Below are 23,395 nucleotides of genomic sequence, written 5' to 3'. Positions count from 1 at the left end.
GTGATCGTTCGCATGAGCGAGCTTGATTATTCGGCGCGCGAGAAGAGTGGCATCAATCAAGGCGGGCGCAGCCAGTTCGCCGGAGACCGCCATGCGCAAATTCGCCTACGAGACCGTCGACGTCTTTACGACAGAGCGCTTCGGCGGCAACCAACTCGCGGTGTTCACGGATGCCCGCGGACTGAGCGATGCCGAGATGCAGTCGCTCGCGGCGGAAATGAACTACAGCGAGACGACCTTCGTGCTGCCGCCGGCCGATCCGGCCAACACGGCGCGCGTGCGCATCTTCACCCGGACGCACGAGATGCCGTTTGCCGGGCATCCCAATGTCGGGACGGCCTATGTGCTGGCGCGGCATGGCCGCGACAATGATGGCCTGCTGCGCTTCGAGGAGATCGCGGGTCTTGTCGAGATCAGGGTCGCTGGCGGGGCGGACGGCGAAGTCACGGGTGCGACCATCGCCGCGCCGCAGCCGCTTTCGACCGGCGTCGAACTCCCGGTCGAGGGCATCGCCGCCTGCGCCGGGCTGAACGCGGCCGATCTGGTCGTCGCCAATCACCGGCCGGTCCGGGCCTCGGTCGGCGTGCGTTTCGTGCTGGCCGAGGTCAGGGCTGATGCCCTGTCGCGTGCGACGCCCGATATCGCCGCCTTCAGGCGATTGCGCGACGCCAGGCCTGCGCTAGAGGGGCGGCTCTCGCTGTTCATCTATGCGCGCGATGGCGCCGACATCCGGGCGCGCATGTTCGCGCCGCTCGGCGGCACCTGGGAGGACCCGGCGACTGGCAGCGCCAGCGCCACGACGGCGGCTTTGCTGCTTTCGCTCGATGGTGGCGAGATGGCGGAGTTCATGCTGACGCAGGGCGTCGAGATGGGGCGGCCGAGCCTGCTCAACCTCAAGGCCTGGCGCGCTGTCGATGGCATCCGCGCGACGGTCGGCGGCTCCTGCGTGCCGGTGTTTCGCGGTGAGGCGCTGCTGTAGGTCAGCCGAGGCCTAACTCCGCCCGCGCCCGTTTCGTCAGCTTCTGCGCTATCAGCCGGTGGCTTTCGCGCAGATAATCCTCCAGCGCCTCATCGGGCATGCTCTCGTCGGTCCGGCGCTGGATCCAGCTCATGCCGCGCGAGGCGAGATAGGGCGCGGGCCGCAGGCCGGGCTGTTCTTTCAGGATATCGAAGCTGCCCCATGAGCATTTGAATGTGACGGTGAGCTCGGGCCCGTCGTCGCCGCGCCCGATCGCGAAAACCTTGCCGCCGACCTTCCAGACATGCGCGCCGCCCCATTGCACGACATGACTGGTCGCCGGAAGCGAAGTGCAGAAGGCATTGTAGCCGTCGAGCGTCATCCCGGGGCTTCAATAGCTCTCGGCGTCGATGCCGAAGCGCTTGGCCGCCGCCGCGATCTGCGACCAAGTCTCGTCGTCGAGCGGGATGCCGTCCTTCTGCCGGGCGATGCGCGTCGCGCGCTCCTTTTCGCCCGGCGTCAGCACGGGGTTGGCCTCGTCCTGCGGTTTGGCGGCGCGCACGAAGGCGAGATAGCTCTCGATCCGCTCCTTGCGCAGGGCCTCGTCGGGTTCGAGACGGGCGGGATCGATCAGGATGCCGAAGAGCGAATTGATGATCCAGCTCTTGGCCGGCTTCTGGTCGATGCGGGCCGCGCCCATCAGCCCTGCCGACAGCAATTCGGCGATCAGCGAGAGGCCGGCGCCCTTGTGGTCGCCGAAGGGCAGCAGCGCGCCGAGCGTCTCGTTGCCGCCGATGGCGTGCAGGAAGACGTGGCGCGGCTCCGTCGTCGGTCGGCCCTCGCCATCGATGATGTAGCCCTCGGGAACGGCTACGCCCTTGTTGAGCGCGACGCGGGCCTTGCCATGGGCCATGCGGCTCGTGGCGAAATCGAGGATGATCGGATCGCCGCCGGGAACGGGAATGCCGATCGCATGCGGATTGGTGCCGAAGCGGGCTTCCTTCGCCGCGAAGGGCGCGACGATCGGCGGGCGGCCTGCGACGTTGACCCAGAAGAAGGAGACCAGCCCGGCCTGCGCCGCGATCTCGGCATAGTGTCCGATGCGGCCGATATGATGGGCATCGAGCAGGTTCAGGATGGCGACGCCGCCCGATTGCGCCATCGGGATGGCGCGCGCGACGGCGTTGCGCGCCGTCGGCTGCCCGAGCGAAATCTGCGCGTCGATGATCAGGAAGGGCGCGGCGTCGAGCCTGGTCAGCGGAAGCGATGTCGGCTTGAGGTTTCCGTCCGCCAGCGAATTGAAATAGAGCGGCAGCATGCCGACGCCATGGCTGTCATGCCCGCTGAGATTGGCCAGCACGAGGTGATCGGCGGTTTCGCTGGCCTCTCCGGCTGTCCATCCAGCCTTCGTGACCATGTCGCGGACGAGGGCGCGGAGCGCTTCGGGGCGGTGCGTGCGGTACGTCATGAGGCTTCGTCGCTGGTTTCGAGGCCGCCACAGTGCATGAGCGTGCACGCCATGCAATGCGCCAGGCGAAAGAACGGCGTTGCGCGCCGGCATCTCGACGTTGCGCTTACCAATCCTTATGTTGGGGTCTGCAATCTTGCTTCATCGGGCCAGTCCTTCTCAAAAAGGATGGGACCCGATCGAGGAGGGACCGACGATGTTCTCTATCCCCGGCCTGAAGGTCGTTTCGCTGACCGATGCCGCAGCGATGCGGATTCGCGAGATCATGGCGCAATCGGCCGTCGATGCCGCGGCGCCCGCGCTCGGGCTGAGGGTCGGCGTCAAGAAGGGCGGCTGCGCCGGGATGGAATATACGTTCGAGGTGGCTCGCGAGACCCGCAAGGGCGACGAGATCGTCTCCGAAAAGGATGCGACCGTCATCGTCGACGCCAAGGCCGTGCTGTTCCTGCTCGGCACCGAGCTCGATTTCAAGACCGACCGTTTCTCGTCGACCTTCGTGTTCAACAATCCCAACCAGGTTTCCGCTTGCGGCTGTGGCGAATCGGTCGAGATCAAGCCCATGGCGGAAAGCGCTCTGGCGGGGCATTGAGCCCGGGTGATGTGAGTCTGCATCGTGGACGCTGACGGTATCCGCGAGATCTTTGCGGATATCTTGCCCGTGCGAGTCCGGCGCATGTTCGGCGGGCTTGGAGTCTATGACGATGAGCGGATTTTCGCGCTGGTGTTTCAGGACGAGATATTTCTGAAAATCGACGAACAGACGCAAGGCCGCTTCGAGGCGGCCGGGAGCCAGCCGTTCACCTATGAAGCGCGCGGCCGCGAACGTGCGCTCGGGTATTGGCGTTTGCCGGATGCGGCGCTCGACGACTCCGATGAATTGAGGCTCTGGACCGATCTAGCGCGGGCGGCAGCCCGACGCAGGGCTAATGTTGCACCGGTCAGGCGACGTGGCTCAGCGGGTCGACCGCGTCCTCGGTGACGGTGCGGTTGCGGCCGTCGCGCTTGGCCTGCATCAGCGCCTGATCGGCGCGGTCCACCAGCGAGCCCGCCGTATCGCCGCGACGATAGCCGGCGACGCCGAGCGAAATCGTGATGCGGCCGAGGTTCTCGTTGGTCGAGCGCTTGACCAGCTCGCGGGTCAGGAGCGCCTGGCGCACGGTCTCGGCCCCGAACTTGCCGGCGACGACGTCGGCCTCGGGCAGGATGATCGCAAATTCCTCGCCGCCGAAGCGGGTAATCACGGCCTTGTCCTTGAACTTGTCCTTCATGGTGCGCGCGACGAGGCGCAGCACCTGGTCTCCGGTCAGATGGCCATGGGCGTCGTTGAACTTCTTGAAGAAGTCGATGTCGGCCATCACCAGCGCGAAGGGCTCGCGCCGCAACGTCGCCTGATCGATCGACTTCTGCAGCATTTCCTCGAAATGGCGGCGATTGGCCAGGCCTGTCAGCGGATCGGTCAGCGCCTCGGCGCGCGTCGTCTCGAGCGCTTCGCGCAGATTGCGGATCTCGTTGGAGGAATCCTTCAGCTGCGATTCCAGCTGCGTTTTGCGCGTGACCTCCTCGCGCGTCGACATCACCAGCGCCTCGACCCATTCGCGCAGCTTCTGGCGGTCGGCCGGCGGCGGCACGTCCTCCGACATCGCAGCGAGGCGGCCATGATAGCGCTCGCTGGAATCGAGGGCTTTGTTGACGAGCGACATCAGCCCGTCGATCTCGCCCAGGACCTGCAGGCTGGTGCGCTCGGCCTGCTTGGCAAGGCGGTCCGTGCCGATGAAGCGTTCGTAGAGGTTGTCGATGTCGGCGACGCCGACCTTGCCGTCGCTGCCGGCGAGAATGGCGTTCATCGCCAGGCTGACGGCCGGCATCTCGCCGCTGAGATGGGCGTACCAGACCTCGAAGGCACGGGGATATCCCGGCGAATCATGCTCGCGCATCGCCGCGATGACGCGATCGGCCAGATCGTAGGATTGGGCGGAAACCTGCGCGTGGTCGCTCATTACCGACAGTCCGGACGTGAAGCCGGCTCATGGCGTTCAGCCACGACAGCTTCGATTGAACATCGAAGCGGGACATCCTGTCCGTTACGACGGCGGCATGCGCCCGTTCGCGACCGCTACGCTAGCAGCGACCACGAATTGACTATGACGAGCCGGGGTTAATGCGAGGTTATGCCCGAACGTCAGGCAGAGCCATCAGCCAGCCTTGACGGGCCGCATCAGGAACGCCGGTACGTGGTCGCCCAATCCCTTGACCTTCGGGCCGTCATCATCGTCGCGCCGGCGCGGCTCGGAGGGCCGGTCCGGCCTGACGGAGCGATGTTCGGATGCGCGTTCCGGCTTGGCCGGGCGTGGCTCCTGGGTGCGCTCCGGCCGGGCGGCCTGGGGCGCGGGCGCCGCGGCGCCGTCTCCGCGAATCTTGGTCTTGGTCGGACCGTCCGCTTCGGGCCGGCGCCGGCGCGGAGCAGCCTCGTCCTCGCTCGCGCTGCGCTCGACCCGGATCGGGCGCGGCGCGGCCATCTCGGGCTCCGCACGGGGGCCACGGTCGGGGCGGCCACGGCCGCCGCGCTCGCCGCCACGGCCGGAACGGCCTTCGCTGCGTCCACCGCGACCACCGGAGCGCTCCTCGCGCGGTGCGCCTGGCGGCAGGCTGTCGATGCCGCCGCCCTCCCAGGCGATCGGGACACCCGTCAGCTTCTCGATCGCGGTCACGAGCTTCTCGTCATGGCGCGTCACGATGGTGAAGGACGCGCCCTCGCGGCCGGCGCGGCCGGTGCGGCCGATGCGGTGGACATAGTCCTCGGCATGGGTCGGCACATCATAGTTGAAGACATGGCTGACGGCGGGAATATCGAGGCCGCGCGCGGCGACGTCGCTCGCCACCAGGATCGGCATCTCGCCGGTGCGGAAGGATTCGAGCGCCGCCATGCGGGCGTACTGGTCCATGTCGCCATGCAGGGCGACCGCCGGGAAACCATGATTCTGCAATGACTTGTGCAAGGTTGCTACATCGCGCTTGCGGTTGCAGAAGATGATCGCGTTCTGCAGCTCCCTGGCTTCCTTGATCAGCTTGCGCAGGGTGTCGCGCTTCTCGAAATCCTGGCTGTTCGAGGCGATCAACCGCTGCGTGATCGTGGCTGCCGCCGTGGCCGGGCGCGAGGCTTCGATGCGGATCGGGTTATGCAGGAACTGCTCGCTGATGCGCGTGATCTCGGGCGGCATCGTCGCGGTGAAGAACAAGGTCTGCCGCGTGAAGGGAACAAGTTTACAGACCCGCTCGATGTCGGGGATAAAACCCATGTCGAGCATGCGGTCGGCCTCGTCGATGACGAGAAGCTCGACGCCGGTGAGCAGCAGCTTGCCGCGTTCGACATGGTCGAGCAGGCGGCCGGGCGTTGCGATCAGCACATCGACGCCGCGCGTGATCTTGGCGTCCTGGTCGCCGAAGGAGACGCCGCCGATCAGCAGCGCGACCGAGAGCTTCTGGTTGACGCCGTAACGGGTGAAGTTCTCCTCGACCTGTGCCGCGAGTTCGCGCGTCGGTTCCAGGATCAGCGTGCGCGGCATCCTGGCCCGGGCGCGCCCGTTTTCGAGGATGGTCAGCATCGGCAAGGTGAAGGCGGCGGTCTTGCCCGTGCCGGTCTGGGCGATGCCGAGAACGTCGCGGCGGGCGAGGACGTGGGGGATGGCCTGGGCCTGGATGGGGGTCGGCGTCGTGTAGCCTGCAGTCGTGACCGCAGTCAGAACCTTTTCGCTCAGGCCGAGTTCGGCAAATGACATCGAGTGTTGCGCTTCTTCAAGGGTCGGTTACTCGTGGCGGGATGACCTATCGACCGCAACGGTGGCGCGACTTCTCTTTCCAGCGCGCCCTCGGACTTCCGTGCAATGCAGAAAAAGCGCGGCGAAGTCAATAAACTAGGACCGGACGGGCACCATAGACGCCATGCAGGAACCGCTTGTCTTGATTCCCGGGCTGAGCTGCGATGCAGCCCTTTACGCACCGCAATGGCCGGCGCTCGCCACCGGCCGCGCAATCCTCGTCGCCGATCATTCGCATGACGAGACGCTGGCCGAGATCGCACAAAGGCTGCTCGCCGCCGCGCCAAAGCGTTTTGCGCTCTGCGGCCTGTCGATGGGCGGCTATATCGCGCTGGAGGTGATGCGCCGGGCGCCTGAACGGGTCACGCGGCTCGCGCTGCTCGACACCAGCGCCAAGCCGGCGACGCCGGAGACCAATGCGCCGCGCGAGCAGATGATCGCGCTCGCCGAAAAGGGCGCCTTCGACAACGTCACGACCCTGCTCTGGCAGCGGCTGGTCGCGCCCGCGCGGCTGACCGACGAGCCGTTGCGGCTTGCGGTGCGGGCCATGGCCGAGGCGATCGGCGCGGATGGCTTCGTGCGCCAGCAACGCGCGATCATGTCGCGGCCCGATGCGCGGCCGGGACTGGCGGCGATCACTGTCCCGACGCTGGTTCTGGTGGGCGAGGAGGACCTGATCACGCCGCCCGCCGAAGCGCATGAGATCGCGACCGGGATCGGGGCGAAGGCGCGGCTGGTCGTCGTACCGGGATGCGGCCATCTCTCGACGCTGGAAGCGCCGGAAGCCGTGACGCGGGAGTTGCTGGCCTGGCTGGGCTGAAAAGCCTCAGCGCTGGACCACGCAAGGGTCGAGGCGGGTGTCGCCGGCGCGCTTCAGCAGCGAGCCGGTCGTCATCGGGTCGATCGGCTTACCCGCGGACGCTGCCGAGGCGACCTGGCTCAGACGATCCCTGTCGAGCTTTGCGGTCTGCGTCGAGACGAAGTTCGCTGCGACGACAGAGAGGAACGCGATCGCCGCAGCCGATTTGGCGAGGTTGGCGACAACCGTGCCGCGCTGGTTCTTCCAGAAAAGTTCGATCAGCCGCATGGGGCCTGCTCCGTGATCCCGGTCGCGGCGGGCGACCTTCGGCACACCTTGCGCCCGCAGCCGTAAAAGGATGGTTAGCGAAGCGTTGCGCGGATGCGCGACATCGCATCGTCGTCGTGACCCGGTTGGGCTGCGCGAGGGGCTGGTCGAGTCGACGCCAGCGAGCCTTGTATAGTCGTTGTCCGCGCGGCTAGTATTCGCGTAGATCAACCAAGGTTCGACATCATGGCGCTGCGTTGGGGATCCCAGGGCGATGCAGTCAAGCTGCTGCAGGCCAATCTCAACCTGCTACCGACAAAGCTGGTGCAACTGGTCGCCGACGGCATCTTCGGTTCCCGAACGCATGGCCGCGTCGTCGAATTCCAGGGCGACAACAAGCTCGGCAAGGACGGCGTCGTCGGCCCCCTGACGACGACCCTGATCGAGCAGCTGATCGCGGCGCTGAACAACATCATCCCCCAGCCCGATCCGCTCGTCCGGCTGATCACGGACGAGATCGTCGGGACGTTTCCCAGCAAGGACAATCTGATCACCCAGATTCTGCCAGCGCGTGGCTGCATCGACATCGCGAGCTACAAGCCCGGCCCCAATGGCGGAGCGCTGCAGTTCAGCTTCATGCCGCTGCGCACCGGGCGGCTCGCGATCTTCGCCGCCAAGAAGAATGGCGTCGAGCGGGCCGCCATTCTGCTGCTTCCGCAGAACGAAAGGCCGGACCGCCTGCTGATCTGCATCAGTCAGGGCTTTGGCGGACAGGGCGCCCAAACCATCAAGACGCTTGAGGGTCTCAACTGGAAAAATCCGTTGTCGCCCCAGCTCATCAATTTCTGCCTGCTCAAGCATGTCGTGAATCGCTGGGGCGCAGAGACGCTGCATGGCCGCAAGAACATGGGGTTCCTCTACATCGTCCGCTCGGCCGGGCAGGAGCTGGGGCCGTTTGCGAATGACGGGCCCTTCGTGCGCCAGGCGCTCACGGAAATGCAGGGCCTGACAAACAATGCGTTCTCGATCGACCAGATCGAGACGATGACCTTCAGCAGCGGCATCAGCGAGCACAACACCTTCGTCAATGCGATCAGCAGCCAGCTCAACGTCGTCTGCTGCTACGGCATCGACTGCAACCCGCAACTGCACGTCAATGCACCCAAAGGCGCCAAGCGACGGGAGTTCCGAAGCGGAGTGACGTCGAAGGAGCCGCCTCTGGCGGGTGTCGAGCTGCTTCCTTTCGGCCGCTGGTCGAACGAGATGCTGTTCAACACGCCGGCGGCCAAGGACCAGTTCAACTACATGCACAACTGGACGATGCCGCAATACATGCTGTTTCTTGGCATCCAGACCACTTGAGTCGAGGCTTTCAGGGCCGGTGCGGCGCGCCTGTCCCCGTCAGCCTTTCGCGGTTGGATCGGAATACGGAACGCAGCGCCGCCAGCACGGCTACGACGGCGGGTCTCTCCCGCGAGACCTCGTGCGAGACGAGAAAGATCTCGTCGGCGGTTTCGGGTGGCGGCGGTTCGAGGCGCAGCAGCGTCTCGTCGTAATCGCCCATGAAGCAGGGCACCATCGACACCGCGCCGGCCGAACGGACGCTTTCATAGCGCGCCGCCGAATCGCCGACGCGGGCCGCGATCGGCCGGCCGGCCGCCCAGCGCAGGATGTGCTGCTCGATCCGCGACGAGACGTCCCGGCTGACCGAGATGATCGGCGCGGTCGCGGGATCGACGTCGCGACGGACGTAGAGCGCCTGAACGAGGCGGCCGATCTTCTGGCCGAAATGGCCGCGCTCCTCGGGAATGGCGCGCATCCGCACCGCGATGTCAGCCTCGCCGCGCGCCAGATCGAGCCGGTCGCGCGTGCTGATGATGACGATCTCGACGCCGCCGGCCGCCGCCGAAATCGTCGTCGCATGCATGGTCAGGAACAGGCTGATAGAGGTCGTGGCGGTGACCCTGACGGGCGCATCGGCCAGCGCACGCGCCGAATGCGCCCGCGTCGCGAAGCGCTCGGCCGCCGCGGCAATCGCCGCTGCGTCCTGCGCGAGCTCGGAGCCGATCGTCGTCAGGAACAGGCGGTTCGCGCCGCGGCTGAACAGGGACAGGCCGAGACTGGCCTCGAAGGCTTTCAGGCGGCGCGCGACGGTGGCCTCGCTCAGCGCCAGCCGTCCCGCCGCCACGGCCAGCGACCCGCCGCTGGCGATGGCGTGGAAGATCGCGATGTCGTCCCAGCCGGGCGTTGCCAGATCGCCAGCGCGTCGAGATGCAGCGGCAGCAGGGTTCCCCATGCGGTCAACGGCAGACAATATGGGCGCTGCCGAGCAAAGGGCTCCGTCGCGTCGCAGTGTGGCGGGTCGTCATGACGGGGCGTTTCGGGTAGCAGGGTTTCGTTTGACATGGCGGGACAATGCCCGCCCATATCGGCCGTGACAGCCCGCCGGCGATGAGCCTCAGCCCATCAGAAATACCGGGGTAGCGCGCGTTTTCTTCGCCGTCTCCGTGCAGGTTCACAGGTCGATCAGTTCGCCCGCAAACGCTGCTCTTTCCTGGATGAAGAGGAAGCGCGCTTCGGGCTTGTTGCCCATCAGGCGCTCGACCACATCGGCGGTTTCGTCTCGTGCCTCGTGATCGACCATGACCTTGAGCAGGATGCGCTTGCTCGGGTCCATGGTGGTTTCCTTGAGCTGGGCCGGCATCATTTCGCCCAGCCCCTTGAAGCGGCTGATCTCGGGCTTCTTGCCCTTGAACACGCTCGCGATCAGCTCGTCCTTATGGGCGTCGTTGCGGGCATAGATGCTCTTGCCACCGGACTGCAGCCGATAGAGCGGAGGCACGGCGAGGAAGAGATGGCCCTTTTCGATCAGGCGCGGCATCTGACGCCAGAAGAAGGTCACCAGCAGCGAGGCGATATGGGCGCCGTCGACATCGGCGTCGGTCATCACGATGACCTTCTCATAGCGCAGATCGTCCTCGCGGAACTGGCTGCCGATGCCGCAGCCCAGCGCCAGAATCAGGTCGGCGAGCTGTTGGTTGGCGTTGAGCTTTTCGCGGGTCGCATTGGCGACGTTCAGGATTTTTCCGCGCAAGGGCAGGATCGCCTGCGTTGCACGATTGCGCGCCTGCTTGGCCGAGCCACCGGCCGAGTCGCCCTCGACGATGAAAAGCTCGGAGCCAGCCGCGCCGGCGGAACTGCAATCGGCAAGCTTGCCGGGCAGGCGCAGCTTGCGCGTCGCGGTCTTGCGCGAAACTTCCTTTTCGAGGCGGCGGCGCAGGCGTTCCTCGGCCCGGTCGACCGACCAGTCGAGCAGGCGCAGCGCCTGCTGGGGTGCTGCCGCCAGCCAATGGTCGAAGGCGTCGCGCACCGCGTTCTCGACGATGCGAGCGGCTTCCAGTGTCGCGAGCTTGTCCTTGGTCTGGCCCTGGAATTCCGGCTCGCGGATGAAGACGGAGAGCATCGCGGCGCAGGTCGCCATGACGTCGTCGGAGGTGACCTGCGCCATGCGCTTGGACTGGCCGATGCGCTCGGCATGGTCGCGCAGGCCGCGTAGCAGGGCGACGCGCAGGCCCTGCTCATGGGTGCCGCCCTCCGCCGTCGGGATCGTGTTGCAATAGGACGAGATGAAGCCGTCCTCGCCGGTCGCGAGCCAGGCGATGGCCCATTCCAGCGAGCCGTGGCTGCCGTCCTTTGTGATCTTACCGGCGAAGATCGGCTCCGCGACGAGGTCCTTGCCCTCGATCTCGCGGCCGAGATAGTCGCGCAAGCCGCCGGGAAACTTGAACACGGCCTCGGCCGCGACATCGCCCTCCGGCTTCAGCAGCAACGGCGCGCAGCGCCAGCGGATTTCGACGCCGCCAAAGAGATAGGCCTTCGAGCGCGCCATGCGAAACAGGCGGGCCGGCACGAAATGCGCGCCCTCGCCAAAAATCTGCGCATCGGGATGGAAGCGCACGCGGGTGCCGCGCCGGTTGGCGACGGCGCCGACCGTCTCCAGCGAACCCAAGGGAATGCCGCGCGAAAAATGCTGGCGGTAGAGCGTCTTCCCGCGCGCGACCTCGACCTCGAGTCGGTCGGAGAGCGCATTGACCACGGACACGCCGACACCGTGCAGGCCGCCGGAGGTCTCATAGGCCTTGGAGTCGAATTTGCCGCCGGCATGCAGCGTCGTCATGATGACTTCGAGCGCCGATTTGCCGGGGAATTTCGGATGGGGGTCGACGGGAATGCCGCGACCATTGTCGGTCACCGCGATCGAGCCATCCTCCAGCACCTCGACATCGATGAAGCTGGCATGACCGGCGACGGCCTCGTCCATCGCGTTGTCGATCACCTCGGCGAAGAGGTGGTGGAGCGCGCGTTCGTCGGTGCCGCCGATATACATGCCGGGGCGGCGGCGGACTGGCTCCAGCCCTTCGAGGACCTCGATCGCCGAGGCGTCGTAGCCGGTCTCCGACAGGGTTCCGTTGCGCGGCGGCGMGCCTGCTGCGGGCTGCTGGACAGGTCGGGCCGGGACCGGCGGGACGGCGCGCGTTTCCGGCCTGGGCCGCTCCGGCTGCGGCCGGTCCCCATCTGTGCCGAAAAGATCGCCGTTCTCAGCCATCGCCTGCGTCAACTCCTGATTCGCAACAGCAAACATTAGCGCAGTCGGGAAATTCCTGCGCCGTCGAGGCCGCTATAGGCGCAAATCCACGCGGGAAAAAGTCGCCGGAAGCGGTTTTCCGGGCACCTTTGAATTCGGGCCCGGGCCTGTCGCCTGTCTGTCATCATCCGATGCGAATTTTCGTCAGGAACCGGCGAGGTTCAGCCGGCGTTAACCACGCGCGTCAGACATTGGTCGTACCGGCAGGTGACTATGCGGAAAGCCGCGAAGTGCTACGATCGGGAGTAGGGAGAGCGTCGTGGTGTCGCGTCAGTCCGTCGTGTTGGTTCGTCTGGCCGGGTTGGAGCGCGCGCAGCGTTTCGCCGGCGAATCCTTCGGTCACGAAGAGCTTGCCGTGGTGCCCGATGCCGGCGCCTCGCTCTCGACCAGGCTGTTCTGGGCCTTTTCAGGCGTCGCCGCGCTGGTTGCGCTCACCGTGATCGGTCTGCGCTGAAGCCAGGCTTCTCTTCGTCAACCGACGAAAAATCAACCTTTGCGGCCTAGAGACAGGCTGCGGAGGATTGTTCGATGCGCAGCGTCATCATCAGCGATTTCGGCTCGGTCAATGGCGGAGCCGCCAAGGTCGCGATCGAGAGCGCGCGCGGGCTGGCCGAAGCCGGCGTCGAGATCGTCTTCGCCTGCGCCATCGGCCCGGTCTCGGAACGGCTCGACCATCCGCGTATCCAGGTCGAGATGTTTTCGGGCGAAGAGGTCTGGAAGGTCGGCGGCAAGGTCGCAGCCGCACGACAGGGCATCTGGAATGCGCAGGCGCACGAGTTCCTGACGGGACTGCTGAAACAACAGCCCGCCGGCACGCTCGTCCATCTGCATCAATGGACCAAGGCCTTCAGCCCTGCCGCGATCGCGGCGGCAGGAGAAAGCGGCCTTCAGGTCGCGATTACCCTGCACGATTATTTCTCGTTTTGCCCGGTCGGGGGCTATTTCGACTTCAAGGCTGGCGCGCCCTGCCGCCACAAGCCGATGTCGGGGGCCTGCGTCGCCGCCAATTGCGATCGGGCGAGCTATGTCCACAAGCTCGTGCGCGTCGCCAGGCAATGGCGCTCCGACGAGGCAATGCGTGGCCTGCGCGCGCCGCTTTTCATCCATGTCAGCGCTTTCGCACGCCGTTTCGCCGAGCCGTTCCTGCCGAAGAACGGTCGCCATTTCGTGGTCGACAACATGATCGAGGCCTTGCCCGGGCCGGCGGCCGATGTGGCGCGCAATCGCCATGCGCTGTTCCTCGGGCGGCTGACCGAAGAAAAGGGGGTGCTGCTGCTCGCCCGCGCTGCGGCGCGAGCCGGCATGCCTTTGCGCTTCGTCGGCCCCGGCGAGAAGGCGATCCTGGCCGAGATCGCCAGACTCAATCCGGCCGCGGAGATCACAGGCTGGGTCACGGCGGAGGCTGCGCGCGTCGAGATGCAGGCCGCGCGCTGCCTCGTTGCGCCGTCGCTTTGGTACGAGACCGGGCCGATGACGGTGGCCGAGGCGATGGCGCAGGGCGTACCCGCGATCACTGCGCGCGAAATGGGCGCAAGTGCACTGATCCGCGACGCTGAGAACGGTCTGCTCGTGCCGACCGGAGACGAGGACGCTCTGGTCGGCGCGCTTGAGACCTTTACGGACGATGCAGTCGCGAGCCGGCTTGGACTCGCCGCCCACCGCGACTACTGGGCCGATCCGCTGACGACGCAGCGCCATGTCGAGGCGACAATCGCAGCCTATCGCGGCGCGGCCGAAGACGACCGACGCAGCGCGATGGCAGGCTGAACGAAAAAAAAACCGGGGCGCATGCGCCCCGGCCTGGAAGGTGGACCGCGAAACCATCGCGGTCGGGAGGAAGTCCGTTCCCCTGAGCGCCGGGCTCAGTAGGAATAGTACATCGAGAATTCGACCGGGTGAGGCGTCATTTCGAACTTCATGACGTCCTGCATCTTGAGCTCGATATAGCTCTCGATGAAGTCGTCGTTGAAGACGCCGCCGGCCTTGAGATAGGCGTTGTCCTTCTTGAGGTTTTCGAGGGCTTCGCGCAGCGAGCCGCAGACCGTCGGGATCTTCTTGAGCTCCTTCGGCGGCAGGTCGTAGAGATCCTTGTCCATGGCCGGGCCCGGATCGATCTTGTTGATGATGCCGTCGAGGCCGGCCATCAGCAGGGCGGCGAAGGCGAGATAGGGGTTCGCCATCGGATCGGGGAAGCGAACCTCGACGCGCTTGGCCTTGGGCGAGTTCGTCCACGGAATACGGCAGGAGGCCGAGCGGTTGCGCGCCGAATAGGCGAGCAGCACCGGGGCTTCATAGCCGGGAACGAGGCGCTTGTAGGAGTTGGTCGAGGGGTTGGTGAAGGCGTTCAGGGATTTGGCGTGCTTGATGATGCCGCCGATGTACCAGAGGCACTCCTGCGACAGGTCGGCGTATTTGTTGCCGGCCATGATCGGCTTGCCGCCCTTCCAGATCGACTGGTGGACGTGCATGCCCGAGCCGTTGTCGCCGAAGATCGGCTTGGGCATGAAGGTCGCGGTCTTGCCGTAGCTCTGGGCGACGTTGTGGATCGCGTATTTGTAGACCTGCATGGTGTCGGCCATGTGGGTCAGGGTGTCGAACTTCAGCCCGAGTTCGTGCTGGGCCGAGGCGACCTCGTGATGGTGCTTCTCGACCTTGGCGCCCATGGCCGCCATGGCGGCCAGCATCTCGCCGCGCATGTCCTGCGCCGAATCCTGCGGCGGGACGGGGAAATAGCCGCCCTTGACGGCGATGCGGTGGCCGAGATTGCCGCCCTCGTATTCGGTCATGCCGTTGATCGGCAGCTCGACGTTGTCGAGCTTGAAGCCCGTGTTGTACGGGTCGGAAGCGATCTTGACGTCGTCGAAGACGAAGAACTCGGCCTCGGGGCCGACATAGCAGGTGTCGCCGATGCCGGTCGACTTGAGATAGGCCTCGGCCTTCTTGGCCATGCCGCGCGGGTCGCGGCCATAGGGCTCGCCGGTCGCGGGCTCGAGCACGTCGCAGGTGATGACCATGGTGGCGGCCGAGAAGAAGGGGTCCATGACCGCCGTCGTCGGATCCGGCATCAGCAGCATGTCGGACTCGTTGATCGCCTTCCAGCCGGCGATTGAGGAGCCGTCGAACATCGTGCCCTCGGCGAAGATGTCCTCGTCGATCATGGTGATGTCGAACGTCACATGCTGCCACTTGCCGCGCGGGTCGGTGAAGCGGAAGTCGACATATTTGACGTCGTTGTCCTTGATCGCCTTCAGGACATCCTTGGCGCTCTTCATCTCAGCATTCCTCTCGCAAGCAGTTTCTCAACGTTCACTCGATCCGCGGGGTCATCCAGACCGCCGGGACGCGTAACTCTCGGGTGGGGATTGACGCCCTCAGATCGCGTCCGCGCCGGTCTCGCCGGTACGGATGCGGATCGCCCCCTCCACCGACGATACAAAAATCTTGCCATCGCCGATGCGCCCGGTCTGGGCCGCCTTCTTGATGGCCTCGATGGCGTTTTCGACCATCTCGTCGGCCAGCACGATCTCGATCTTCACCTTGGGCAGGAAGTCGACGACATACTCCGCGCCGCGATAAAGCTCGGTATGACCCTTCTGCCGGCCGAAGCCCTTGGCTTCCAGAACGGTGATGCCCTGCAGGCCGACCTCCTGAAGCGCTTCCTTCACCTCGTCCAGCTTGAACGGCTTGATGATCGCTTCGATCTTTTTCATGCGCCGACCGGCCTCCTTCGCGCGTGACAGGCCCGGGACAAGCGCCCGGACGAAACGAACGCTCCGTCCGCCCGCCGCCGAGCTGGGTCGGTACCAGCACAGGCCGGGCCAACGTCTCGCCGGGGCCGATGAAATGCCCGTCGACCTTGCTCATAGCATCGGCGCAAGCCACCCGCCATGTGGAAGAAAGGCCGGCCGCGCCCGATGATGGGGCAGAATTTGGCCTATATAATAATCAAATGATTATTATATAGGCAATTCAAGAGTTGAGCGACTCGCTTGCCGGCAGCAAGCGCGTCTTCGATGATGTCGCGATGAGCAAAACGGATCCTACGAGCCTGGCGCTGCTGAGCGTTGCGGAGATGGCGGCGGCCGATCGCGCGGCGATCGCAGCCGGCACGTCGGGGCTCGTCCTGATGGAGCGGGCAGGGCGGGCGGTTGCCGATGCGGTCTGTCGGCGGGCGCGGCCAGGGCAGCGTGTCCTGGTCGCCTGCGGACCGGGCAACAATGGCGGCGACGGCTTCGTCGCCGCGCGGCTGCTGCGCGAACGCGGCTTTGCCGTGAGTTTGGCGCTGGCTGGCGAGCGTTCCGCTCTGGCGGGCGACGCGGCAACAATGGCCGAGCGCTGGACGGGCGGCGTCGATATGCCGGGTGTCGCCGCGCCCGACGCTTTTGGCATCATCGTCGATGCGCTGTTCGGTGCCGGCCTCAGCCGGCCCCTGTCAGGAGAGGTCGCGAGGCTGGTCGAGGCAATCAATGCGTCGGGCAAGCCGGTCGTCGCGGTCGACGTTCCCAGCGGCGTATCGGGCGATACCGGCCAGATCGAAGGGCCGGCGATCCGCGCCGACGAGACCGTGACGTTCTTTCGGCTGAAGCCGGGCCATCTGCTTCAGCTGGGGCGGGCGCTTTGTGGCGTGGTGACGCTGGCCGATATCGGCATTGCGTCCGAACTGGTGTTCGACGCGGGTCATCCGCCGCAAAAGACGTTTCGCAACGATCCGGCGCTATGGTCGCAGGCTTGGCCCGTCCATGAAGTCGAGACGCATAAATATCGCCGCGGCGCGGTGCTTGTACTCGCCGGTGGGCTTCTTGGCGTCGGCGCGCCACGGCTCGGCGGCAGGGCTGCGCTGCGGATCGGGGCCGGGCTCGTCACGATCGCCTGTCGGCCGGAGGCGCTGATCGCCCATGCCTCGCGCGGGCCCGACGCGCTGATGCAGAGGCCGATCCCCGACGCGGCCGCGCTGCACCATCTGCTCGGCGACAATAGGGTGTCGGCCGTGCTGGCCGGGCCGGCGCTGGGGCTCGATGCCGAGGCTCGTGCCTGGGTTGCCGCAGTGCTTCGCGCGCCGATCCCGGCCGTGCTGGACGCCGATGCACTGACGCTTCTGGCCGAGCGCGGACCCGCTTATTTGCGCCGGATGTGCGAGCGACGCGGCGCGCCTTGCGTGCTGACGCCCCATGAAGGCGAGTTCGCCCGGCTTTTCGGAGCGTTGCCCGCAATCGCGGACAGCCGGTCGAAGCTGGAACGGGCGAGGCTTGCGGCAGCGAGCGCCGGCGCTGTCGTCGTGCTGAAGGGAGCCGACAGCGTCATCGCGTCGCCGGATGGCCGGGCGGCGATCAACACGACCGGATCGGCGGCGCTCGCGACGGCGGGCTCCGGCGACGCGCTTGGCGGGATCGTCGCAGGTTTGCTGGCGCAGGGCATGCCGGCGTTCGAGGCTGCCTGCTCCGCAGTCTGGCTGCACGGCAGGGCGGGCGAGGCGTTGGGTTTCGGGCTGATCGCAGACGATCTTCCAGACGCCCTGCCGGGACTTGTCCGAACCAACGACTTTGCCGGCAAATGAAAAGGCCCGCCCTCGTGAGAAGGCGGGCCAGATACGCGCGAGGCTGATACGAGATCAGGTGCCGCTGTAGGTCACGGCGGGAGCAGCGTTCAGCTGGTCCTTGGTCATGGTGATCTTGCCATGATCGGGATACATCGCCGGAGCCTTCGGCGCGGCCGCAGTGGACGAGGCAGGCGCTGCCGCCAGGGTGCTGCCGCCTGCGGGCGCCGGTGCGGGAGCGGTCGCAGCCATGGGCTGGTCGCTCCAGGTTACCTGCTCGAAGGGAATCGCGACGTCCTTCGAGCCGATGCCGAGGAACCCGCCGACGCCGACCGTCACCATCTCGACCTTGCCCATCTTGTCGAACAGGACTTCCGTGACGTCGCCGACCTTCTTGTCGTCGGGGCCATAGATATCCACGCCCATCAGTTTCGAGGCTCGCCACTTGCCCTGGCCAGCGAGATTCTGGTCCGGGGTATTGGTGCTGGCGCTGGCGGCCGGCGCAGCGGAGGTAGCAGGAGCGCTGGGGCTGGGAGCGCTGGTCTGGGCGATGGCCGTGGCGGCTAGCATGGCGCAGCCGATGGTCGTCAATGCGATACGACGCTTCAACATGATTATGTCCTCCTGTCAGTATCCGCAAGCAGCGGTATGCCGAGAGAACGTGCCGGAGGCGATTTGGTTCACTGATGAGGCATCAGAAAAATCCTTGGCGCGTGATTTTCGCTGGGGCCGTAACTTTCATGTCGATATCAATCGATATTGCATTTGCGAAAGCGCTACAAAATCCGCGTCTCACCCGATGGTCTGGCGGCGCCAAGTATTCGCTTTTGCCGATCTGCGGGTTGGGCGTCGGCGCGCTCGACGATGGCGCCTGAACCCTGCCGGCGCGAAACCAGCGCCATCAGCCGTCGCAGCGTCTCGCGCACCGTGCTACCGGCACGCCCTGCGCGCCAACGGCCTCAAGGACAGGATGGACGGGTTCGGAAGGCTTCTGGCCGAGTTCTGAGGCGCTGCGCGAACGCCCGCCAAGCCGCTCGCCTTAAGCCCGTTCCGGCCGGAAACCGTCCTGCCGTGGCGTCTCCGCCCAGATCCTGAAGCGCTCGGACGGCGTCACGCGGCCCGTGGTCATCAGATCGTGCCAGACGGCGCAGGCGTCGAGGAAGCGGTTTACTCCGGCCGGCCACATGATCAGGCTCAGCGCCTCCGCAAGCTTGTCCTCGGCTGTGCCTTCCGCGTACGCCGCCTCGATATGCGCCGCGAGGCCCCAATCCCGTCCGAGCGCGGCCTGGACCGCAGCCATCGCCAGATGGGCCAACCTGGCGGAAACGTCGCTGCCGGCGAGCAACGCTTCGACTCCTGAACGATAGGCGCCACTGTCTGCGAGCGGCGGAAAGACACAGCCCCAATGCTGCGCGACGAAGCCGAAGGCTTCGGCCCCGATCGCGAACGCCGTCAGCCGCGTCGCGGTCACGGCCTGTGCGTCTGTTCCGCCATGGCGTTTGAACAGGTCGAGATGATGGGTTCCGACAGCCTCCTTGCAGGCGATCAGCACGCAAAGCCAGACGAACTCCTTCTCGAAGGCGTCGAGATGGCGCTCGGTCAAGGTTAGCTCGCGATACATCGCGAAATAGGCGTCCTGGAGCGCCGGCATGGCGGCGGCCATCGCGCCATGATGCGGCAGCAGGAAGCCGCGATCCCGGCGGATCGCCTCGATACGGGCGCGAAGACCCTCGGCTGCCGATGCGTCGTCGGGCTCCATCCCCGGGCTCATTTCACGTTGGCCGACCAGACCCCGGTCGCACCGTGTTTCGCACGCGACATGGTCATCTGGTATTCGTAGATGTCGGGCCGATAGAGCGCCTCCAGCAGTTCGACCGGGCGGTCGTTCTGGTCGCGCACGAGCCGTTTTACGCACAGCAGCGCGGCGCCGAGCTCGACCTTGAGCAGCGGCGCGACACGGGTGTCGGCAAGCTTGGCGGTGATCGTCTGGTCAGCCTGCGAGACCTCCGCGCCGGCGCGCTCCAGCAGCGCCAGCAAGGGTTTTTCTCGCAGGTCGTCGGCGGCGAAGGAGCGGCCGATCGCCTCGGGGATATGGGTCGTCAGGAAGGAGAAGGGCGTGCCTTCGAAGCTGCGCACGCGGATCGCCTTCTGCACCAGCGCGCCCGGTTCCAGCTCGAGCAGGCCGGCGATCTCGGCAGGGGCTGCGAGATAGCCGAAATCGATCAGCTCGACATGTGTCTTCAGGCCCATGGCGAGCAGGTTTTCGAGCATGCCGCGCAGATTGGTCTGGATCGGTGGCGATGCGAGCACGGCTTGCGCGAAGGTGCCCTTGCCGTGGCGGCGGATGATCAGGCCTTCCGACGCCAGCCGGTCGAGCGCGCGGCGGATGGTGATGCGCGAAACGCCGAACAGCTCTTCAAGCCGGTGCTCGGACGGCATCGCCTTCTCGGACGCATAGTGCCCGTCGAGAATCTGCTGACGCAGCACGACATAGACCTGATGATGCAGCGGCGCGACCAGATCCTGGCGCACCTCCGTCGTCTTCACGCTGAGCGGCATCGACATCCGCCGGTTCCTCCTCGGTCGTTCTCGTAGCGGGCTCGCCTTGCCTGTCCGAGGCAAGCCATGGTTGCGTCGCAAATGCAATTCGTCGTCCGGTTTCGTCCCTCGTTTTCGATTCAGGCCGCGGTGACGCCGCCGTCGATGCAGAGGATCTGGCCGGTGACGAAGGACGCCGCCGGCGAGAGCAGGAAGCGGATGACCTCGGCCACCTCGCCGGGCTCGCCGAAGCGGCCAAGCGGGATCGAGGCCAGCATGCGGGTGGCGCGGCCGGGATCGTCGCGCGCAAGCTGCGTCATCGGGGTCGCGATCGGGCCGGGCGCCGCAGCGTTGACCCGGATATTGCGCGGGGCGAGTTCGAGCGCCAGCGCCCGGGTCAGGCCGTTGACGGCGGCTTTCGAGGCGGCATAGGCGGCTGCGCGCGGATGGCCGATGATGCCGATCTGGCTGGAGACGAAAACGATCGCGCTGCCACCCTGCATGATACGGGCGGCGTCGCGGGCGATGGCAAAGCTTGCGGTCAGGTTAATGTCGAGCGTCGCCTGCCACTGCGAGAGCTCGGTTTCCAGACCGGGGCGATGATCGAAAATACCGGCCGAGCAGACGAGGCCATCGGGCGGCCCACCGAGCGCCGCGAGCGCAGCGCGACCGACCTCCGCAAGGCGCGGCAGATTGGCAAGGTCGGCCGCGACGATCTTCTCCGGCGACAGCAGTGACGAGAGCCGCTGCGCCTCCTCGTCGCTGCGCACCAGCGCGACGCAATCGGCGCCGTCGGCAACCGCCAGTTCCGTTAAAGCCAATCCGATTCCGGAGCCCGCCCCGGTGATCAGCAGGCGACGGCCGTGCAGACTTGTACTACTTGTCATGGCGTACCGCCCATGAGGATGCCAAACGATGGCCGACGACCGCGCCCTGACCGAACTGCTGCAAGCCGTGCGCGCCAAGCGCGGTTACCTGCTGCCGCATCACGGCCTGATGGCGATCACTGCGCCGAAACTGCTCGACGCCTATGACGCGGCCTATACGGCGCTGGCGCTCGACGAGCGCATTCTGAACCGGCACGACCGCGAATTCGTCTGGCTGGCGATCCTGATCGCGACCAATGAGGCGATCGCGACGCATCACATTCCGAAATTCACCGAGGCAGGCGGGACCCAAGCCGAGATCGAGACAATCCTCTCGGTCACGGCGCTGGCGCTCGGTTTCGAATCCTTCCGCTTCGTCGAACGCAACTGGCTGCCGCATCTGCCGGGACTGAGCCCGCGCGAGACCTATCTCAAGGCGCTGGCGACGGCTTCCGGCGGTGTGCCGATGCGGCTCGTCCATATGGCGGCGGCGGCGGTGCATGCGTGCAAGGCGAACTGGGATGCGCTCGCCTGGCAGATCGTCGCGGCGTACCATGACGGCGTGCCGGAGGGCGATCTCGCCGAGGCGATCTCGCTGACGATGTTCCCCGGCAGCGTGCCGCATTTCGTCGAGGCGGCGCGGGTCTGGCGCGAACTGATCCTCGCCGGCGAGGTCGAGGCGTCGCCCGCCTTCCGCGCCTGGGCCGAGTTGTCGGGGCAGGGCGGCTATGACGAGAAGGTCAAGCGCGAGGCCGCCGGCAAGGCTTGAATGGCGCCGCGTCATGCCGCCGCCTCCGCAAGGATGAACTCGGAGGCCCGCTCAGCGACCATCATCGTCGGAGCGTGGGTGTTTGAACTCGGCATCGTCGGCATGCTCGACGCATCGACGACGCGAAGGTTGCGAACTCCGCGCACGCGTAGTTTTTCGTCGAGAACGGCATGCGGGTCCGCTCCCATCCGGCAGGTGCCGATCGGATGGAAGACGGTATCGGCGGTCTCCCGCAGCCAGGCCTCGATCTCGTCGTCTGACTGGACGCCCGGCCCCGGTGCAAGCTCGGCGCCGCGATAGGGGTCGAAGGCGGCTTGCGCCATCACGCGCCGCAGCAGCTTGACGCCCTCGCGCAGCACCCGGCGATCGGTCTCGCTTGAGAGATAGTTCGGCCTGATCGCCGGCGCTTCGCGCGGATCGGCCGAGCGCAAGGCGATCTCGCCACGGCTTTCCGGGCGCAACTGATAGATGTTGGCGAAGAAGCCGTGGCCCTCATGTCTCGTCGCAGGGCGCGGCAGGAAAGGCAGACGGAGTGCGGCCGTCGAGAGGCCAGGCAGGAAATGCGACTGGAGATCGGGCGTATCGAGCGCAGGATCGGACTTCAGGAATGCGCCTGCCTCCAGCGGAAACGACGCGGCCGGGCCGGTCTTGAACATGAGGGCGCGCAGCAGGGCGAGCGCCGCCCGGTCGCCGCGCAGCGTGTCGTATAGTGTGACGGGTTGCGTGCAGACATGCTCGACGCGGGCGAGCAGATGGTCCTGGAGATTGCGCCCGACATCGCGCGAGGCGGCGACGACCGGGATGCCGAAGCGGGCGAGTTGCCCGGGATCGCCGATGCCGGAATGCATCAGCAGCGCCGGCGAGTTGACCGTGCCGCAGCTGACGATGATCTCGTGTCTGGCCGGAATTCGTTTGGTCTGGCCATCCTGCATGATCTCGATCGCACTGGCGCGGCCGTCCTCGAAGATCACGCGCAGCACCTGGCAGCCGGTCATGATCGCGAGGTTTTGGCGCGAGCGGACGGGGGCGACGAAGGCGCGCGCGGCACTCCAGCGCTCGCCGGCGCGGGTGGTGAACTCGTAGCGGCCGAAACCCTCCTGCTCGGCGCCATTGAAATCGGGATTGAGCGGGAAACCGGCCTGCCGGCCTGCCGCGATAAAGGCGTCGAAGAGCGGGTTTGGCGTCTCGGGGCGTGACACCGGCAGCGGGCCGTCGCCGCCATGATAGGTGCTTTCGCCGCCATGATGGGCCTGCGAGCGTCTGAAAGCCGGCAGCACCTCGTCATAGGACCAGCCGGGCAGGCCGAGTTGCGCCCAGCTGTCATAGTCGAGCCGCGTGCCACGCGTGTAGACCATGCCGTTGATCGCGGATGAACCGCCGAGCACCTTGCCGCGCGGCCAGAACAGCGTGCGGCCGTTGAGATGCGGTTCGGCTTCCGTGCGGTAGAACCAGTTGGCATAGCGATTGCGAAGCAGCACGCCTGTCATCAGCGGCACGCGAAACAGCGGGTTCCAGTCGCGCCCGCCGGCCTCGATCAGCAGCACGCGGTGGCGCGGATCGGCGGAGAGCCGGTTCGCCAGCACGCACCCGGCCGAGCCTGCGCCTGCAATGATAAAATCGAACTCCAAATCCGCGCTCCGGGTCGAAAGTCAACTTGTCATTTGATTATGACGACGATACCAATTTAGCGAGCGGAGGCAATGGCGCTCGAACGGTCCGGAACAGGGCCGGGAGGCA

General features: G+C 66.2%; 23 protein-coding genes. 9 read left to right on the top strand and 14 right to left on the bottom strand.

Annotated features, from left to right (window positions below; all coding sequences use genetic code 11):
• Nucleotides 1-91 precede the first annotated feature (91 nt).
• Complete coding sequence (locus tag AC1DZY_RS15745; RefSeq protein WP_476821067.1) at nucleotides 92-979, top strand: PhzF family phenazine biosynthesis protein; 888 nt, start codon at nucleotides 92-94, stop codon at nucleotides 977-979.
• 1 nt (nucleotide 980) lies between these two features.
• On the opposite strand, the gene AC1DZY_RS15740 is transcribed toward AC1DZY_RS15745, so the two are convergent.
• Nucleotides 981-1,340 (bottom strand): MmcQ/YjbR family DNA-binding protein, encoded by a 360-nt coding sequence (locus tag AC1DZY_RS15740; RefSeq protein WP_476821066.1) that lies wholly within the window; start codon nucleotides 1,338-1,340, stop codon nucleotides 981-983.
• Between the two features lie 9 nt (nucleotides 1,341-1,349).
• Nucleotides 1,350-2,426 carry a malate/lactate/ureidoglycolate dehydrogenase gene (locus tag AC1DZY_RS15735; RefSeq protein ID WP_476821065.1) on the bottom strand — a complete coding sequence of 359 codons (1,077 nt, stop codon included), beginning with the start codon at nucleotides 2,424-2,426 and terminating at the stop codon, nucleotides 1,350-1,352.
• A gap of 196 nt (nucleotides 2,427-2,622) precedes the next feature.
• Here AC1DZY_RS15735 and AC1DZY_RS15730 point away from each other — a divergent pair, with 196 nt between their 5' ends.
• The gene (locus AC1DZY_RS15730) at nucleotides 2,623-3,015 is read left to right on the top strand and encodes a HesB/IscA family protein (RefSeq protein ID WP_476821152.1); all 393 of its coding nucleotides are present in this window, start codon (nucleotides 2,623-2,625) and stop codon (nucleotides 3,013-3,015) included.
• Nucleotides 3,016-3,039: 24 nt separating this feature from the next.
• Entirely contained in the window at nucleotides 3,040-3,405 is a 366-nt protein-coding gene (locus AC1DZY_RS15725) for a TfoX/Sxy family protein (protein WP_476821064.1), read from the top strand.
• Here AC1DZY_RS15725 and AC1DZY_RS15720 read toward each other — a convergent pair.
• Both AC1DZY_RS15720 and AC1DZY_RS15715 read right to left on the bottom strand, forming a co-directional pair.
• The gene (locus AC1DZY_RS15720; protein ID WP_476821063.1) at nucleotides 3,365-4,423 is read right to left on the bottom strand and encodes a GGDEF domain-containing protein; all 1,059 of its coding nucleotides are present in this window, start codon (nucleotides 4,421-4,423) and stop codon (nucleotides 3,365-3,367) included. The two genes, AC1DZY_RS15725 and AC1DZY_RS15720, sit on opposite strands and share 41 nt — an antisense overlap.
• 195 nt (nucleotides 4,424-4,618) lie before the next feature.
• Nucleotides 4,619-6,202: a DEAD/DEAH box helicase gene (locus AC1DZY_RS15715; RefSeq protein WP_476821062.1), complete on the bottom strand. Its 1,584-nt coding sequence runs from the start codon at nucleotides 6,200-6,202 to the stop codon at nucleotides 4,619-4,621.
• Between the two features lie 163 nt (nucleotides 6,203-6,365).
• Here AC1DZY_RS15715 and AC1DZY_RS15710 point away from each other — a divergent pair, with 163 nt between their 5' ends.
• Nucleotides 6,366-7,061: an alpha/beta fold hydrolase gene (locus AC1DZY_RS15710; RefSeq protein ID WP_476821061.1), complete on the top strand. Its 696-nt coding sequence runs from the start codon at nucleotides 6,366-6,368 to the stop codon at nucleotides 7,059-7,061.
• A 6-nt stretch (nucleotides 7,062-7,067) separates the two neighbouring features.
• On the opposite strand, the gene AC1DZY_RS15705 is transcribed toward AC1DZY_RS15710, so the two are convergent.
• Nucleotides 7,068-7,328, bottom strand: a complete 261-nt coding sequence (locus AC1DZY_RS15705; RefSeq protein ID WP_476821060.1) for a hypothetical protein — start codon at nucleotides 7,326-7,328, stop codon at nucleotides 7,068-7,070.
• Between the two features lie 225 nt (nucleotides 7,329-7,553).
• On the opposite strand from AC1DZY_RS15705, the gene AC1DZY_RS15700 reads away from it, so the two are divergent.
• Nucleotides 7,554-8,669 carry a peptidoglycan-binding domain-containing protein gene (locus AC1DZY_RS15700; RefSeq protein ID WP_476821059.1) on the top strand — a complete coding sequence of 372 codons (1,116 nt, stop codon included), beginning with the start codon at nucleotides 7,554-7,556 and terminating at the stop codon, nucleotides 8,667-8,669.
• A 10-nt stretch (nucleotides 8,670-8,679) separates the two neighbouring features.
• On the opposite strand, the gene AC1DZY_RS15695 is transcribed toward AC1DZY_RS15700, so the two are convergent.
• The gene (locus AC1DZY_RS15695) at nucleotides 8,680-9,603 is read right to left on the bottom strand and encodes a LysR family transcriptional regulator (protein ID WP_476821058.1); all 924 of its coding nucleotides are present in this window, start codon (nucleotides 9,601-9,603) and stop codon (nucleotides 8,680-8,682) included.
• Nucleotides 9,604-9,822: 219 nt separating this feature from the next.
• Nucleotides 9,823-11,913, bottom strand: coding sequence for a DNA topoisomerase IV subunit B (parE, locus tag AC1DZY_RS15690; protein ID WP_476821057.1), 2,091 nt, complete (start codon nucleotides 11,911-11,913; stop codon nucleotides 9,823-9,825).
• Nucleotides 11,914-12,214: 301 nt separating this feature from the next.
• On the opposite strand from parE, the gene AC1DZY_RS15685 reads away from it, so the two are divergent.
• A complete protein-coding gene (locus AC1DZY_RS15685) occupies nucleotides 12,215-12,406 on the top strand; it encodes a hypothetical protein (protein WP_476821056.1) in 192 nt (63 codons plus the stop codon).
• A 74-nt stretch (nucleotides 12,407-12,480) separates the two neighbouring features.
• Complete coding sequence (locus tag AC1DZY_RS15680) at nucleotides 12,481-13,719, top strand: glycosyltransferase family 4 protein (RefSeq protein WP_476821055.1); 1,239 nt, start codon at nucleotides 12,481-12,483, stop codon at nucleotides 13,717-13,719.
• Nucleotides 13,720-13,814: 95 nt separating this feature from the next.
• Here the strand turns inward: AC1DZY_RS15680 and glnA are convergent, their stop codons facing one another.
• Both glnA and AC1DZY_RS15670 read right to left on the bottom strand, forming a co-directional pair.
• On the bottom strand, nucleotides 13,815-15,224 hold the full coding sequence (gene glnA, locus AC1DZY_RS15675; protein WP_476821054.1) for a type I glutamate--ammonia ligase: 1,410 nt from the start codon (nucleotides 15,222-15,224) through the stop codon (nucleotides 13,815-13,817).
• Nucleotides 15,225-15,323: 99 nt separating this feature from the next.
• Nucleotides 15,324-15,662 carry a P-II family nitrogen regulator gene (locus AC1DZY_RS15670; protein WP_476821053.1) on the bottom strand — a complete coding sequence of 113 codons (339 nt, stop codon included), beginning with the start codon at nucleotides 15,660-15,662 and terminating at the stop codon, nucleotides 15,324-15,326.
• Nucleotides 15,663-15,976: 314 nt separating this feature from the next.
• Here AC1DZY_RS15670 and AC1DZY_RS15665 point away from each other — a divergent pair, with 314 nt between their 5' ends.
• Nucleotides 15,977-17,506 carry an NAD(P)H-hydrate dehydratase gene (locus AC1DZY_RS15665; protein ID WP_476821052.1) on the top strand — a complete coding sequence of 510 codons (1,530 nt, stop codon included), beginning with the start codon at nucleotides 15,977-15,979 and terminating at the stop codon, nucleotides 17,504-17,506.
• Nucleotides 17,507-17,560: 54 nt separating this feature from the next.
• Here AC1DZY_RS15665 and AC1DZY_RS15660 read toward each other — a convergent pair whose 3' ends face one another.
• The 4 genes from AC1DZY_RS15660 to AC1DZY_RS15645 all read right to left on the bottom strand — a co-directional run bounded on the left by AC1DZY_RS15660 (nucleotide 17,561) and on the right by AC1DZY_RS15645 (nucleotide 20,910).
• Complete coding sequence (locus AC1DZY_RS15660) at nucleotides 17,561-18,097, bottom strand: PRC-barrel domain-containing protein (RefSeq protein ID WP_476821051.1); 537 nt, start codon at nucleotides 18,095-18,097, stop codon at nucleotides 17,561-17,563.
• Between the two features lie 427 nt (nucleotides 18,098-18,524).
• Nucleotides 18,525-19,244 carry a carboxymuconolactone decarboxylase family protein gene (locus AC1DZY_RS15655; protein ID WP_476821050.1) on the bottom strand — a complete coding sequence of 240 codons (720 nt, stop codon included), beginning with the start codon at nucleotides 19,242-19,244 and terminating at the stop codon, nucleotides 18,525-18,527.
• Nucleotides 19,245-19,252: 8 nt separating this feature from the next.
• A complete protein-coding gene (locus tag AC1DZY_RS15650; protein WP_476821049.1) occupies nucleotides 19,253-20,050 on the bottom strand; it encodes a GntR family transcriptional regulator in 798 nt (265 codons plus the stop codon).
• A 113-nt stretch (nucleotides 20,051-20,163) separates the two neighbouring features.
• Complete coding sequence (locus AC1DZY_RS15645) at nucleotides 20,164-20,910, bottom strand: SDR family NAD(P)-dependent oxidoreductase (RefSeq protein WP_476821048.1); 747 nt, start codon at nucleotides 20,908-20,910, stop codon at nucleotides 20,164-20,166.
• A gap of 28 nt (nucleotides 20,911-20,938) precedes the next feature.
• On the opposite strand from AC1DZY_RS15645, the gene AC1DZY_RS15640 reads away from it, so the two are divergent.
• Nucleotides 20,939-21,658 carry a carboxymuconolactone decarboxylase family protein gene (locus tag AC1DZY_RS15640; RefSeq protein WP_476821047.1) on the top strand — a complete coding sequence of 240 codons (720 nt, stop codon included), beginning with the start codon at nucleotides 20,939-20,941 and terminating at the stop codon, nucleotides 21,656-21,658.
• Between the two features lie 11 nt (nucleotides 21,659-21,669).
• On the opposite strand, the gene AC1DZY_RS15635 is transcribed toward AC1DZY_RS15640, so the two are convergent.
• Nucleotides 21,670-23,286, bottom strand: coding sequence for a GMC family oxidoreductase (locus tag AC1DZY_RS15635; protein ID WP_476821046.1), 1,617 nt, complete (start codon nucleotides 23,284-23,286; stop codon nucleotides 21,670-21,672).
• Between the last annotated feature and the right edge of the window lie 109 nt (nucleotides 23,287-23,395).

It is taken from the genome of Allobosea sp. P2_A10 (assembly GCF_056405115.1).
The sequence above is the reverse complement of the archived record's forward strand: the minus strand, read 5'-3'. Positions and strand labels throughout refer to the sequence as shown.